The 14,520-nt window shown below is 68.2% G+C and carries 13 protein-coding genes and 1 tRNA gene; 9 read left to right on the forward strand and 5 right to left on the reverse strand.

Annotated features, from left to right (window positions below; genetic code table 11):
• Positions 1–5 precede the first annotated feature (5 nt).
• A complete protein-coding gene (gene rpiA / locus MLG_RS00435; protein ID WP_041717846.1) occupies positions 6–668 on the reverse strand; it encodes a ribose-5-phosphate isomerase RpiA in 663 nt (220 codons plus the stop codon).
• Here rpiA and ilvA point away from each other — a divergent pair.
• The 5 genes from ilvA (at position 643) to MLG_RS00460 (ending at position 6,675) form a co-directional block, all read left to right on the forward strand.
• Positions 643–2,268, forward strand: coding sequence for a threonine ammonia-lyase, biosynthetic (gene ilvA, locus MLG_RS00440; protein WP_269490060.1), 1,626 nt, complete (start codon positions 643–645; stop codon positions 2,266–2,268). The two genes, rpiA and ilvA, sit on opposite strands and share 26 nt — an antisense overlap.
• A 37-nt stretch (positions 2,269–2,305) precedes the next feature.
• Positions 2,306–2,977, forward strand: a complete 672-nt coding sequence (locus MLG_RS00445; RefSeq protein WP_011627841.1) for a TetR/AcrR family transcriptional regulator — start codon at positions 2,306–2,308, stop codon at positions 2,975–2,977.
• Between the two features lie 35 nt (positions 2,978–3,012).
• Positions 3,013–4,056, forward strand: coding sequence for a metal-dependent hydrolase (locus MLG_RS00450; RefSeq protein ID WP_011627842.1), 1,044 nt, complete (start codon positions 3,013–3,015; stop codon positions 4,054–4,056).
• 75 nt (positions 4,057–4,131) lie between these two features.
• Positions 4,132–4,205 (forward strand) — tRNA-Gly (locus MLG_RS00455).
• Between the two features lie 985 nt (positions 4,206–5,190).
• A complete protein-coding gene (locus tag MLG_RS00460; protein WP_011627843.1) occupies positions 5,191–6,675 on the forward strand; it encodes a ferredoxin reductase family protein in 1,485 nt (494 codons plus the stop codon).
• Positions 6,676–6,679: 4 nt separating this feature from the next.
• On the opposite strand, the gene MLG_RS00465 is transcribed toward MLG_RS00460, so the two are convergent.
• Positions 6,680–8,095: an MFS transporter gene (locus MLG_RS00465; RefSeq protein WP_011627844.1), complete on the reverse strand. Its 1,416-nt coding sequence runs from the start codon at positions 8,093–8,095 to the stop codon at positions 6,680–6,682.
• A gap of 32 nt (positions 8,096–8,127) precedes the next feature.
• Positions 8,128–8,640, reverse strand: a complete 513-nt coding sequence (locus MLG_RS00470; protein WP_011627845.1) for a hypothetical protein — start codon at positions 8,638–8,640, stop codon at positions 8,128–8,130.
• Positions 8,641–8,755: 115 nt separating this feature from the next.
• On the opposite strand from MLG_RS00470, the gene rfaH reads away from it, so the two are divergent.
• Entirely contained in the window at positions 8,756–9,289 is a 534-nt protein-coding gene (gene rfaH, locus MLG_RS00475) for a transcription/translation regulatory transformer protein RfaH (protein WP_011627846.1), read from the forward strand.
• Between the two features lie 412 nt (positions 9,290–9,701).
• Here the strand turns inward: rfaH and MLG_RS00480 are convergent, their stop codons facing one another.
• On the reverse strand, positions 9,702–10,097 hold the full coding sequence (locus MLG_RS00480) for a SirB2 family protein (RefSeq protein ID WP_011627847.1): 396 nt from the start codon (positions 10,095–10,097) through the stop codon (positions 9,702–9,704).
• 105 nt (positions 10,098–10,202) lie between these two features.
• Between MLG_RS00480 and MLG_RS00485 the strand changes: the two genes are divergently transcribed.
• Positions 10,203–10,970 (forward strand): HesA/MoeB/ThiF family protein, encoded by a 768-nt coding sequence (locus MLG_RS00485; protein ID WP_011627848.1) that lies wholly within the window; start codon positions 10,203–10,205, stop codon positions 10,968–10,970.
• Positions 10,971–10,979: 9 nt separating this feature from the next.
• On the opposite strand, the gene MLG_RS00490 is transcribed toward MLG_RS00485, so the two are convergent.
• Positions 10,980–12,659 carry a L,D-transpeptidase family protein gene (locus MLG_RS00490; protein WP_011627849.1) on the reverse strand — a complete coding sequence of 560 codons (1,680 nt, stop codon included), beginning with the start codon at positions 12,657–12,659 and terminating at the stop codon, positions 10,980–10,982.
• A gap of 109 nt (positions 12,660–12,768) precedes the next feature.
• Here MLG_RS00490 and MLG_RS00495 point away from each other — a divergent pair, with 109 nt between their 5' ends.
• Both MLG_RS00495 and MLG_RS00500 read left to right on the forward strand, forming a co-directional pair.
• The gene (locus tag MLG_RS00495; RefSeq protein WP_011627850.1) at positions 12,769–13,623 is read left to right on the forward strand and encodes a S1C family serine protease; all 855 of its coding nucleotides are present in this window, start codon (positions 12,769–12,771) and stop codon (positions 13,621–13,623) included.
• Between the two features lie 176 nt (positions 13,624–13,799).
• Positions 13,800–14,498, forward strand: a complete 699-nt coding sequence (locus MLG_RS00500) for a PEP-CTERM sorting domain-containing protein (RefSeq protein ID WP_011627851.1) — start codon at positions 13,800–13,802, stop codon at positions 14,496–14,498.
• Positions 14,499–14,520 lie beyond the last annotated feature (22 nt).

The raw sequence follows: 14,520 nt of genomic DNA on the forward strand, positions 1-14,520 counted from the left end.
TGTGGTTACTCCGCGGTGAGTTTGCGCACGCCCTCGGCGGTGCCGAGCAGCAGGACGTCGGCGGGGCGCAGGGCGAACAGCCCGTTGGTGACCACGCCGGGGATGTTGTTGATCTGCTGCTCGAGCTTGATCGGCTCCATGATCTTGAGGCCGCGCACGTCCAGGATGACGTTGCCGTTGTCGGTGGTGAAACCGGAGCGCAGTTGCGGCCGGCCGCCCAGTTTGACCAGCTCACGGGCGACGTAGCTGCGGGCCATGGGGATGACCTCCACCGGCAGCGGGAACTCGCCCAGCACGTCCACCAGCTTGGACTCGTCCGCCACGCAGACGAAGCGTTCGGCGGCCGCGGCCACGATCTTCTCGCGGGTGAGCGCGCCACCGCCGCCCTTGATCAGCTGCAGGAAGCGGTTGGATTCATCGGCGCCGTCCACGTAAATGGGCATGGTGCCCACCTCGTTGAGGTCCAGCACCGGGATGCCGTACTGGCGTAGCCGGGCGGTGCTCGCCTCGGAGCTGGACACGGTGCCGTCGATGCGGGCCTTCATGTCGGCCAGGGCGTCGATAAAGAAATTGACGGTGGAGCCGGTGCCCACCCCGATCACGGTGTTCTCTTCCACGTACTCCATGGCCGCCTCGGCCGCCATGCGCTTGCCCTGGTCAGCGCTCATCATTCACTCCCTTAGTGCGTTACGATGTCATGCTGTACATGATAGCGAATACCAAGCCCATCCCGACAGCGAAAGTCAATCCCTCATGAGCCGATCCTATCTGGAGCGCATCCTCACCGCCTGTGTCTACGACGTGGCCATACAGACCCCGCTGGACGACGGTGCCACCCTCTCCGAGCGCCTGGGCAACCGGGTGCTGATGAAGCGAGAGGACCTGCAGCCGGTCTTTTCCTTCAAACTGCGTGGGGCCTACAACAAGATCAACCGCCTTTCCGAGGAGGCGCGCCAGAAGGGCGTGATCTGTGCCTCGGCCGGCAACCACGCCCAGGGTGTGGCGCTGTCGGCGAAGAAGCTGGGTATCAAGGCCACCATCGTCATGCCGCGCACCACGCCGGACATCAAGGTGAACGCGGTCAAGCGGCTGGGCGGCCGGGTGGTGCTGCACGGCGACTCCTACGACGAGGCCTCACAGCATGCTAACAAGCTGGTCGAGGAGCGGGGGTTGACCTACATCCACCCCTACGACGACCCGGACGTGATCGCCGGCCAGGGCACGGTGGGCATGGAGATCCTGCACCAGCACCCGCGGGACATCCACGCCATCTTCATCGCCGTGGGTGGCGGGGGCCTGGCCGCCGGTATCGGGGTGTATATCAAGCAGTTGCGCCCCGATATCCGTATCATCGCCGTGGAGCCGGACACCGCCCCTACCCTGGCCCGCAGCCTGGAGGTGGGCCGGCGGGTGAAGCTGGAGCAGGTGGGGCTGTTCGCCGACGGGGTGGCGGTGCGTCAGGTGGGCAAGACCAACTGGCCGCTGTTGCGCCAGTATGTGGATGACGTGGTGCTGGTCTCGGATGATGAGATTTGCGCGGCGATCAAGGACATCTTCGATGACACCCGCTCGATCATGGAGCCGGCCGGGGCGCTGGGGGTGGCGGGCTTGAAGAAATACGTGGAGCGCACCGGTATCCGCGACAAGACCCTGGTGGCGGTGAACTGCGGCGCCAACATGAACTTCTCGCGCCTGGGCCATGTGGCCGAGCGTGCCGAGCTGGGTGAGCACCGTGAGGCGGTCTTCGCGGTCACTATCCCAGAGCGGCCGGGGAGCTTCAAACAGTTCTGCGAGGCCATCGGCAAACGCGGTATCACCGAGTTCAACTACCGCTACGCGGACCCGACCCAGGCCCACGTCTATGCCGGCATCCAGCTCAGCAGGGGCGATGAGGAACGGGAGCTGCTGCGCGAGGAGCTGGAGGAGGCCGGCTACCCGGTGCTGGACCTGACCGAGGATGAGATGGCCAAGGTGCACGTCCGCCACATGGTGGGCGGCCGTGGTGGCGGGGTGGAGAACGAGATCCTTTACCGCTTCGAGTTCCCGGAACGGCCCGGGGCGCTGCTCAAGTTCCTCTCGCGGATGGGTCGGCGCTGGAACATCTCGCTGTTCCACTACCGCAACCACGGGGCCGCCTACGGCAAGGTGCTGGTGGGCATGCAGGTGCCGGAGGCCGAGCGCGGCCGCTGTGTGGAATACCTGGACAAACTGGGCTATCGCTATGCAGAGGAGACCGACAACCCGGCCTACCGGTTGTTCCTGAGCTGACCGCCGGCGGGCCTGCTCATCCACGACGAGGGAGCCCATGACCGCCGAACCCCGTATCAGCGGCGACGACATCCTGGACGCCGCCCTGGCTGAGGCCCGCGAGACCGGATGGGAGGCCATGCGTCTGGCCCCGGTGGCCCGCCGCCTGGGCGTGGGGCTGCGGGCCGTGCAGCGGCATTTCCGCGAGAAGGATGAACTGATCGATGCCCGGCTGGACCGTGCCGATCGGGCGATGCTGGCGGTGATGGACACCCCGGGTTTTGCCGATCTGCCGTCGGTCACGCGCCTGCACCGCCTGCTCATGGCCTGGTTCGAGGACCTGCAGTGCGACCGCTCGGTGGTGCAAGGGATGCTGGCGCACAAGATGGAGTTCGGCCATATCCACGTGCAATTCCCGCTGTTGCTGCGGGTCAGCCGTACGGTGCAGTGGTGGCGCGAGGCGGCGGACCGCTCCGGCGTGCATCTGGAGCGGGCGCTGGAAGAGACAGCGCTGACCACGTTGTTCCTGTCCACGGTGGTGCGTTGGCTCCGCGACCGGGACCCCACCCTGGCGCCGACGCGGCGCTTTCTGCAGCAGGGGTTGGAGCGGCTGCGGGCCGTGCGCCACGCGCTGCCTCCGGTCCCGGGGCTGGCCCGGCCTGCGGGGGTGGCGCCCCGTCTGGCCCCGCCGGGCCCGGTGAGGGATGACCCCGGGGAAGAGGCCGGTTAATATAGCGGCTGTTACCGCATAGGCCTGCCCCTTGCATGGATACTCTGACTCACGCCATCAGCGGCGCCGTGGCCGCCCGGGCCCTGCCGGCCAGCCGCAGGGCGGCCGCGCCCAGCCTGAGGGAGCGCACCTGGGCCGGCTTTGTCGCCGGGGCCTCCCCGGACATCGACTTCCTGCTCCGGGTGCTGGACCCGCTGGTCTACCTCAACCTGCACCGCGGGGTCACCCACTCCTTGCTGTTGCTGCCCCTCTGGGCTGCGCTGCTCGCGGTGGTCTTTGCCCGGGTGGCGCCCCGGCTCGGTGGTGGCCGTTATGGCTGGCGGGCCTGGTACGCGGCGGCGGCGGTGGCCCTGCTGGTGCACATCCTTGGCGATCTCATCACCAGCTACGGCACCCAGTTGCTGGCCCCCTTCTCCAGCCACGGCTTCGCCTGGAACACCACGTTCATTATCGACCCCTGGTTCTCCGGCCTGCTGCTGGGGGGGCTGATCCTGTCGCTCTACTGGCGCCCGATTCCGATGGCCCGGGTGACCCTGTTGGTGGTGGCGGCGCTGGTTGCCTTCCAGGCAGTGATGATGCGCCAGGCCCTGGATCAGGGGCAGCGCTATGTGGAGGCACAGGGCCTGGAGCAGGCCGAGGTGCGAGCCTGGCCGCAACCCTTCTCGCCCTTCAACTGGAAGGTCTCGGTCACCCTGGACCGGGGGCATTACCTCAGCTACCTCAACCTGCGCCAGCGCGGCCCCACGCCGCCGGCACCGCCTCTGCCCGGTGCCCTGCGGGATCTCTGGGAGGCCTACCGGCCGCTGGACGAGCAGGAGTGGCGCTATTTCCCGCGGTTTGGCGAGGGTGACGAGTTTCGACAGGCCGAGGCGGCGTGGTCGGACCCGGCGTTCGCGGACTTCAGGCGCTTTGCCGGGCTGCCGGCGGTGTACCGCGTGCGCGACGACTGCGTCGCCTTCCAGGACCTGCGCTTCCACCTGCCAGGCCTGCGCACGCCCTTCCGTTATGGGCTTTGCGACGTGGGCGATGACCCCTATCTGGTCCGTTACCAGGACGGCGAATTTATCCGCATCCGCTGACCCGCACGACCGGTCCAAACCGCAGGCCGGGGCCTTGCCAGAAGCGGGCGGACTGGATAACATGAGTCTTCTCAAGCGGGTGTAGTTCAATGGTAGAACATCAGCTTCCCAAGCTGAGAACGTGGGTTCGATTCCCATCACCCGCTCCATCTTCTTTCCCCTCCTCTTGGCCCCACTCACCATACGCCCGTTAGGGAGACGCTGAATAACCTCGTCAGTGCGAGCACAGCCCATCCCACCGTCAGTGCGAGTGCAGCCCATCCCACCGTCAGTGCGAGTGCAGCCCACCCCAACCTTTACTGCGAGCGCGGCCACCCCATCGTCACTGCGAGGAGGCGAAGCCGACGCGGCAGTCCACCGCCCTGGATCGCCGCGGCGCTGCGCGCCTCGCGATGACGGGGCCAAGGGCACGCGCCGCCACGGCTCCAAGTTGCTACGAGGCGAGGGCCCGCCCCACGTCACTGCGAAGCGAGGGCCCGCCCCCACGTCACTGCGAGGAGCGAAGCGACGTGGCAGTCTACCGCTCTGGATCGCCACGGGCCTTCGGCCCTCTTGAAGAACTTGACTGTGCCGGAAGCGGCAGGTCGCCCCCACCGTCACTGCGAGGAGGCGAAGCCGACGTGGCAGTCCTCCGCCCTGGATCGCCGCGGCGCTGCGCGCCTCGCGATGACGGGGTGAAGGGTACGTGCCGCCACGGCCCCACGCCGCTGTGAGCCGAGGGTTCGCCCCCTCGTCACGGCGAGCGCGGCCCCAACCCCCTCGTCAATGCGAGCGCGGCCCCAACCCCACCGTCACGGCGAGCGGGGACCCGCCCCCACTGTCACTGCGAGGAGGCGAAGCCGACGTGGCAGTCTACCGCGCTGGATCGCCACGGGCCTTCGGCCCTCGCGATGACGAGGGTAAAGTCGTCGGCCCCGGCGATGGCTGGGGAAAGGGGTTGGCCCTGGCGATGACGGGGGTGTCGTTGTGGCCCCCACAATACCGGGGCAGCACCACTTGTCGTATGGCAGGTATTGGCCGCGCCGCCTTTCCCGAAGGCGGTTAACTGACTACCCTCAAACCTGAGGGGAGGCCGCAGTGTGCAGGTTGGTCGCCCCGACACCAGGACTCAACCCGATTGCTCAGGAGCGCTCCATGTCTCGGGATGCCGCTGCATCGCACCGATCCGCCACCCAGGCCCCGCCCTATCTGATCCCCGCCCTGCTCGGGCTCTACACCCTGTTCGCGCTGCTGCCCCTGCTGCTCGCCGACACGGGCGCCGGGGTCGGGCTCCACTTCTGGCACAAGCTGGGCAACGGTCTGGCCATGGCCGGCTTCGCCTTGTTGCTGGCGGAGTTCATCCTCTCCGGCCGCTTCCGCGGGGTCACTGCACCCATCGGCATCGACGTCACCCTGCGTTTCCATCAGTTGATGGGGCACACGGTGTTGGTGTTGCTGCTGATCCACCCCTACCTCTACGCCCTTATCCCGGCCGCCACCCAGGCGCCGGGCGTGGTGGTCCCGGCCCCCTCCTCCGGGCTGGCCGAGGGGCTGACCGGGGTGATCGCCTGGCTGGTGCTGGGTACGGTCGTGCTGTTGGCTATCGCCCGCGACATGATCGGGCTGGGCTACGAACGCTGGCGGTTGGTCCATGGGGTGGGGGCCGCCGTGGTAGCGGTGTTTGGCCTCCACCATACCCTGGAGGCCGGGGTGTACAGTGGCCAGGGGCTGCTGGCCGCCTTCTGGGTGTTGGCGGTGGCCGCCGCCCTGTTCACACTGGTGCATGCCTACTGGCTGGTCCCGCGGCGCCAGGCGCGCGCGGCCTGGCGGATCAAGGCGGTGGAGCAAAGCGGCCCGGGCTACTGGGATGTCACCGTGGAGCCCGAGGCGGACAGCCAGGCGCGTCAGTTCCGGTTCCACGCCGGTCAGTTCGCCTGGCTGAAGGTCGCCGGGCACCCCTACACCCTCAAGGAGCACCCCTTCTCCATTGCCTCCAGCCCGGCGGCCCTGCCCGAGGTGGTGTTCACCATCAAGGAGGCCGGCGATTTCACCAACACCGTGGGGGAACTGCAGCCCGGTCAACGCGCCTACCTGGACGGGCCACACGGCCACTTCGTGCTGGATGACCGGCCGGCGGCAGGGATCATGCTGATCGCCGGTGGTGTGGGCATCGCACCGATCATGTCCCTACTGCGCGAGTTGCGGGCGCAGGGCGAGCAGCGCCCGGTACGCCTGGTCTACGGCGTGCGCCGGCTGGAAGAGGCGTTGTTCCGCGAGGAGCTGGCGGCGGCCGAGGAGGCGATGGACCTGCAGGTCTTCCTGGTGGTGGACGAACCGGGGGATGAGCCCGTCGATGACCCGAAGGTGCTGCGGGGGCCGGTGACCCGTGAGGTGCTGCACCACTGCCTGCCGGAGCGGGGCGCGGCGGACTGGGTGCACTACATCTGCGGGCCGCCGGCCATGATCGACTCGGTGGAGAACAGCCTGGAGGCCGAGCAGGTGCCGCTGGAGCACATCCGCTCCGAGCGCTTCCGTTACACCTACCACGCCAGCACCCGCCGCTCGCGCCGGATTATGGCGGTGTGGGCGGGGGTCACCGCCATCGTCGTGGTGGCGGTGCTGCTCTTCGCCCTGGTCTGAGGGGTCAGTCGCGGCGTGGCGGCGGGGTCGTGTCCTCGTCGCCGTCCTGGGGGCCGGCGTCCCCGGTGGCGGTCGGCTTGGTGGCGGCGTCGGCCTCCGCTTCCGCCTCCGCCTCGGCAACCACCACCTCGTCCCAGAGTTCGGCGGCGGCGGTCTCGGCATCGGCCCGCGCCTGCTGCTCGGCCGCTTCCCGGGCGGCCTCTTCGTCGTAGCGCGGGTCCAGCTCGGAGGCCACCGGCGTGGTCCGGGCCATCACCACGAAGGGCTCCTGGTCCTCCGGGGCCACTGACTCGCGACGCATTTGCCAGGCGGCCAGGGCCACGCCCAGGGCGATGACCGCAACGAACAGGAACAGCCCGGTATTGCCGACCCGGCCCATCACCTGACCGGCCAGCACCGGCCCCACCGCCGATCCCAACCCCCACAGGAACAGCAGTGCCGCGCTGATGGTGACAAAGTCACGTACCTTGATCTGGTCGTTGGTATGGGCCACCGCCAACGGGTAGAGGGTGAAGGAGAGCCCCCCGAACAGCGCCCCCACCCCCATCAGCACCGGCAGGGTGAGCTCGGCGGAGAAGACCAGGGCCACCGCCGCCACCGCCACCGAGAGGTTGACGATGGCCATCACCCCGCGCCGGCCGAAGTTGTCGGAGAGGTGGCCGATGGGCCATTGCAGCAGAAAACCGCCAAAGATGATCGCCCCCATCAGCAGCGAGACCCCGGCCAGGCCCAGTCCGGCCTCCAGGGCGAAGACCGGGGTCAGGGCAAACACCGCCCCGTTGACCATGCCCGCACCGATGCAGGCCACCACCCCCAACGGTGACTCGGTGAGCGCCGGCCTCAGCGCCATGCCGTGGCTTTCCGGCGGCGAGGGGTGGAGGCCCCGGGTCATGGCCACCGGGATCAGGCAGAGGGCGAACAGGCCGGCGGTGATCATGAACAGCTCGGTGGTGGCGGGGTCGGCGGCGAAGAGCAGGAATTGCCCGGTGCCGAGGCCCAGGTAGCTGACCACCTGGTAGACCGAGAACACCCGGCCCCGGTTGGCCGCCGAGGAGCGCTCGTTGAGCCAGCTCTCGATGACCATGTAGATGCCAGCGGCGGCGAAGCCGGTGATCACCCGCAGCAGGGCCCAAACCCATACCGAGACGAACAGCCCGTGCAGCAGCACGGCGGCGGTGGCGCAGGCGGCGAAGACGGCAAAGGCTCGGATGTGCCCGGCCCGGCGGATCACCCGGCCGGCCTCCATGGCCCCCACCATTAACCCCACGAAGAAGGCGGCCATGACCAGGCCGGTGACCTGCGGGTCGAAGCCGTCCAGGGTCATACGCACGCCGAGCAGGGTGCCCAGCAGCCCGCTGCCCAGCGTGAACAGCCCTACTGAGCCCAGCAGCGCCAGGATCGAGAGAAAAACCTGCGCCACGCCAAACCCCCCAGGCGGGTGCCCCGCGTCCGTCAGTCGCTGTGTTCCGGCGTGAAGCCGCCGGCCTCGCACGCCTCCAGTATGGCGGGGATCTGCGGCGGGTCACAGTCACAGGCGGGGGGCGTGCGCATGACCATGCCCCAGGTCAGGTAGCCGGCCACCGCGTGGGTGAGGTCCTCGTTGTCCAGATCGGCGGTCTCGCGATCACCCACCACCCGCTCGGCCTCGCGCTGTACCACCATGTTGTGGCGGATGCGCTGGCCACGGTAGTAGCGCTCGGTGATGATCTCCATCTGCCGGCAGACGTCGCCGCCTTGTTGCCACTCCCGCTGAATGCGTAGCAGTGCGGGTGGGGTCTCGGGGTTTTGGACCAAGTCATCGGCGATGGTGCGCGACGCGATCACCCGCGCGATCAGCTGCCCGTCGCCCTGTTCCTCGGCCGCTGCCAGTGCCGCATCCCAAGGGTCAGGTGCGACACCGGTCTGGGCCATGGCCAGGGTCGGGCTCAGCATCAGGAGCATCATCAGGGTGCGTGTGGGGGGCATGGCAACTCCGCGGGGCGATGGGCGGGTGGGTGATCCGTTTCACTGTCAGCGAATGTTACATTAGGGGGTAACGGCCGCCCAGCCCGGGTGGGCGGTAACCGCATTTTTTCAGCGCATGGGTACGGTGATCGTGACCGAGCAGCAGGAACATCGGGCCTGGTACCTCATTTATACCAAGCCGAGACAGGAGGAGGCGGCGCGCGACAACCTCGGGCGCCAGGGCTTCCACGCCTGGCTGCCGCGGGTGCGGGTGGTCAAACGCCGGGGCACGCGCCGGGTGCCGGTGGTGGAGCCCATGTTTCCCCGTTACCTGTTCGTGGAGTTGGACAGCGCCTACCAGGACTGGAGCCCCATCAGCTCCACCCTGGGCGTAACCAGCCTGGTGCGCTTTGGCGGCGTCCCGGCCAAGGTCCCGGGGCCGCTGGTGGCGGCCCTGCAGGCGCGGGCCGACGAGGACGACATCTGCGATCTCTCGGCCCGACAGCAGCCGCGCGCGGGTGACACCGTGCGAGTGGCGCACGGGGCCTTCGCCGGCTACGAGGCCGTGTTCCAGGCCCGTAGCGGGCGCGAGCGGGTGCTGGTGCTGCTGGAGGTGGCGGGCAAACAGTCCCGCGTCACCCTGCCGGCGGACGACATCGACCCCGTTTAGGAGGACGCGGAAGAAACGGCCATTGCGAGTGTAGCTTCCACCGTCATTGCCCCCGCACGCAGCCCCCGTCATCGCGAGGGCCGAAGGCTTTCCCCTCGTCATCGCGAGGGCCGAAGGCCCGTGGCGATCCAGGGCGGTAGACTGCCACGTCGGCTTCGCCTCCTCGCAGTGACGGTGGGGGTGGGGCCTCCTCGCAGTGACGATGGAGGTGGGTCCGCAGTGACGGTGGGGGCGACCTGCCGCTTTGGGCACAGTACAGTTCTTCAAGAGGCGCGAAGCCTTATCCCCGTCATCGCGAGGAGCGCAGCGACGCGGCGATCCAAACGGCGCCTGGACTGCCGCGTCGCTGCGCTCCTCGCAGTGACGGTGGGGGCGGGCCCGCGCCCGTAGTGGTGGTGGCAGCGGGCCCGGGTCAGCCGATGAAGGGCAGGGGCGTGCGGGTCAGGGCCACGGCGTAGATGTAGGCGAAGGTGAACACCGCCGCGAAGAAGGCCACCGCCTTGGCCACCGGCGTCCGGCCGCGCCGGAGGGCGATGGTGCCCAACACGATGTAGAGGATCAGGCCGATGATCTTGGCCATAATCCAGCCGTGGGCGAAGGGGTTGAGCGACAGCACGGCCAGCAGCCCCAGCGCCGTGAGCAGCAGCACGGTGTCAAAGATGTGCGGCACGATCCGCACCGCCTTGTTGGCCAGCAGTTCCGGCTTGATGGGCAGCAGCAGCCCGCGCAATACGAACAGCGCGATGCTGATGATGGCCATGAGCATGTGAGTGTGCTTGAGCGGGAAGTACAATTCTGCCGGCAGCATCCATCTTTCCTCCGCGTGAATGGGGCATCTATTCTTGCCCCTGGCCCGCCAATGGCGCAAGTTGGGGGCGCGGTAGGCGGCCCCGCCGGGCACTCGGAGATTGCAATGAACGACGAACAACTCTTGCGTTACAACCGCCAGATCATGCTGCCGGAGGTGGATCTCGCCGGGCAAGAGCAACTGCTGGCGAGCCGGGTGCTGGTGGTGGGCCTGGGCGGCCTGGGCTCGCCGGTCACCCTCTACCTGGCCGCCGCGGGGGTGGGTCAGCTCGTGCTGGCCGACTTCGATCGGGTGGAGATGTCCAACCTGCAGCGCCAGATCGCCCACACCACCCAGGATCTGGGCCGGATGAAGGTGGAGTCGGCCCGCGACGCAGTGGCCCGGCTGAACCCCGGAGTGGTGGTGGAGACCGTGGAGCAGCGCCTGGACCCGGCGGCCCTGGCCGAATGGGTAAGCCGGGTGGACCTTGTGCTGGACGGCTCCGACAACTTCGCCACTCGCTACGCGGTCAACGCCGCCTGCGTCGCCGCCGGCAAGCCGCTGGTCACCGCCGCGGTCATCCGGATGCAGGGGCAATTGGCCAATTTCCGCTTCGACCTGCGGCCGGCCCCCTGCTACCAATGCATCTTCCCCGATACCGGCGAGGAGGCGCGTCAGACCTGCAGCGACACCGGGGTGCTGGCGCCATTGGCCGGGGTGATGGGCTGCCTGCAGGCGGTGGAGGCGGTAAAGGTGTTGCTGGACCGGGACGAAGCGAGCCGCGGCCGGCTGTACACCTTTGACGCCATGGGCCTGGAGTGGCGGGGCCTGGGGGTCCGGCCCGACCCCGACTGCCCGATTTGCGCCGCGGCGGGGGCAGCCGTCGAGCGCTAGCCCCTCGCCTCAGCGCCGGGTTGCCGCCCCCAGTTCCGGCCACAGGGTCGGTTCCGGCTTGGGCAGTGCGGCCAGTGCGGCGGCCACGCCCGTGTCGCGGTCGTAGAGGTCGTCGCGAAAGTGCAGCGTGCCCTCCGCGTCCACCCAGGCGGTCCAGTACTGCAGGTGGACGGGGATGCCGCGGCGCAATGGCACCGTGCGCTCTCGCCGTTCCTCCAGGGCCTTGTCAATGGCCTCCGGCGACCACTGGCGCTGATCCCGTAGCAGCCAGGCGGCCAGCTCCAGCGGCCGCTCCACCCGGATACAGCCGGAGCTGAAGGCCCGGCGCGGCTGCTGGAACAGCTCCCGCGACGGGGTGTCGTGCAGGTAGACATTGTGGCGGTTGGGGAACATGAACTTGACCCGGCCCATGGCGTTCTGCGGCCCCGGTAGCTGGCGCAGCCGGTAGGGGAAGTAGCGGTGGGAGTAGCGGTCCCAGTCCAGGCTCTCCGGATCGATCTCCCGCTCGTCCGCGCCCCAGCCCTGCAGCACCCGGAAGCCCATGCGCTCCAGGTACTCCGGGTCGCGCTGGATCAGTGGCAGCACGTCGCGGGTGGCGAGCCGGTGGGGCACCTCCCAGGAGGGGTTCAGGACCAGATAGGTCATATTGCCGGTGAACACGGGGGTTCGCCGGTAGTCCCGGCCCACCACCACGCGCTGGCGCATCACCGTCTCGCCCTCGGCATGGACGGTCATGGAGAAGCCGGCGATGTTGACCAGGATGTAGCGATCGCCCAGGTCGCGGGGCATCCACCGCAACCGCTCCAGATTCACCCGCAACTGCTCGGCCCGGTCGGCTGGCGGGGTGTTCAGTGCGGCCACGGTACGCGGCCCCACCACCCCGTCCACCTGCAGGCCGTGGCGGCGCTGGAAATCGCGCACGGCGGCCTCCAGGGCCTCGCCGTACAGGGTCTCGCTGAGCGGCGCGTCGTCCTCCAGGTCGCCCAGCAGCCGGAGCTGCTCGCGCAGGGTCTCCACCCGGGGGTCGCGGTCGCCGACCCGCAACAGGGGGCCTGCCTCCATCCGCGGGTAATCGCCCTGCTCTGCCAGGGCCTGGAACCGGGCAAGGGCCCGGCGCATCTGGTGGTAGTTGTCCTGGTCGGGATAGAGCTGGCGCACCGCGGTAGCGATGTCGTCCTCCGCCAGGCCCTGGCTGAGCGCCTGCACCAGGTCCTCCGAGGGCGGCGACTGCAGCTCCCAGTCGGGCGCCACCACATCCGGGTTGAGCTGCCCGGTGAGGGCATCCTCGGCCAGCTGCAGCCAGACCCGGGTGAGCTGTAACTCCAGGTCCGCCACCGCACCAGGGGCCGGCTCCTCCGGCCAGTCCCGCAGCGTTTCACTGAGCTGGTCATAGCCGTAGGCCGCCGGGGCCAGGCCATGGCCACGGCTCTCGGCCAGCACCGCCAGGAGTTGCTCCGCCCGCGCCGTCGGCTGGCCGTCCTCGCTCCAGGCGGGCCGGTAGACCCGGTCGAGGAAGAAGCGATGCAGCGGGCTGCGCTCCGGGTCGGCGTCGCCGTTGCCTGCCTCCGCCGTGGCCACCTCCAGACGGTCGCGCAGTTGTTCGGCCACCTGGTCATGCAGAGCGGCAGCTGCCGTCAGGGGCAGGGTGAACAGGCAGAGGGTAAGCAGAAGCCGGTGAATGAGTGTCATGGCGGGCTCCCTGAAAGGGCGATGGCGGTGCCAGCCATCCTTTTCCAAAGCCTAGCAGAACCCGCACTGCTATCCTCATCGGAGACGTTCTCCCTTGAGGATCGCCCCGATGCCCACTGCTGTCCGTTGTCACCACCCCGTCCCGCGAGAGCCTGCTGGTCGTCGGTGCCGTGCCCAGGGCTGGGCCCGCTGGCTGCTGCTGGCGGCCGTCGCGCTGGCCCTGCTGTTGGTGCTGTTGCTGGTGCCGCGGCAGGCACAGTCGGAGCGCCTGCCGGATACCGTGGAGCGGGTGGAACCGGCCATCGTCAGCGTGGCGACCCACCAGCCCGCCCGCAGCCCGCGGCTGCGCCATCTGGGCACCGGCTTTGCGGTGGCGGACGGGCGGTTGGTGGCGACCAACCTGCATGTGTTGCCCGATGTCCTGGACCGTGAGAACCAGGAGCGGCTGGTGGTGGTCACCGGCAGCGGCCGCAATACCGAGGTGCGTTCCGCCGAGCGGGTGGCCGCCTCGCAGACCCACGACCTGGCGCTGCTGCGGATCTCCGGGACTCCGCTGCCGGCGCTTTCACTGGGCGATTCCGACGCGGTGCGGACCGGGGAGCGGTTGGCCTTTACCGGGTTCCCCATCGGCATGATTCTGGGCATGTATCCGGCCACCCACCGGGCCTCGGTGTCGGCGCGTACCCCCATGGCGTTGCCCGCCGGCCACAGCCGCCAACTGGACGAGCGCCGGGTGGCCCAGTTGCGGCGCAACCCGCCCATGGTCTTTCAGCTAGACGGCACCGCCTACCCGGGCAACAGCGGCAGCCCGCTGTTCCGCATCGACAGCGGCGAGGTGGTGGGCATCATCAACCAGGTGTTCGTGCAGGGCGGGCGCGAGGCGGCGGTGGGCAGCCCCAGCGGGATTAGCTACGCCGTGCCGTCGGGGCAGTTGCGGGCGTTGATCGAGGGGCATCGGGATTGATATTTAAAGGGTTGTCCGATAGAGAACGCTGTCGAGAAATATTACACCCTCCAAAGCCTTGGGGTTTTGCCTGGGTTATAAAAGCTCATGCAGTCAATGACCTGAGTGATTTGGCAATAAACTTGCTAGATGGAGGTTAAATCGACACGGGCGCGTTACTGGGAGACGGCGCAAGCATGAGAAACCTTAGAACTTACTTGGCGGGCTGCGTCCTGATCCTGGGCTCATCGGTGGTGTCTGCGGGCCCGATCACGTGGGAGCCCGCGCAAGACACTACCGACCCGTTTGATGTGTTCAGTGCAGGGTCGACGGTCGAGGCCATCAATGCATCGACCGAAAGCTCGGGGACGGTGACCATCAATGGGGTGACGTTCACCAACAGGAATGACCTGTTGGGAAACTCCTTCGGAAATGCCCTTGATGGAAACACCTCCGGCGACCCTTCGTACGATCCGTTCTTGAACACGTTTAATTTTGGTGGGGGGGCTTCGACGTCGATCAATATTGCCGACGGCCTCTTGTCGTTGGGTGGATCCTACCTTGTGCAGGTATGGTTCACGGACCTGCGTGAGCAGTTTAATGACCGGGTCATGACCTTTGGCGACGGACAAGGCAATACCCAGGATCTCGAGGCGTTGGGTGCGGGTCTGGGCCAGTTTGCCATCGGGCGGTTCAGTGCGACGGGCACATCACAGGAACTGTCGCTGGCTGCGAACGGCTTCAGCAACGCCCACATCACCGGTTATCAGGTGCGAGAGATACCGGAACCCGGTACGCTCCTGCTGTTGGCCTTGGGGCTGGTCGGGTTGGGTGTCGCGAGTGTCCGTCGGAAGGCGGTGCGTCTGACAGCGGAGCGGCGGCCACTGACGGCGTAGCCTTCTGGATGCCCCGACGTAG

The organism is Alkalilimnicola ehrlichii MLHE-1 (assembly GCF_000014785.1).
Taxonomy (GTDB): Bacteria; Pseudomonadota; Gammaproteobacteria; order Nitrococcales; family Halorhodospiraceae; genus Alkalilimnicola; species Alkalilimnicola ehrlichii.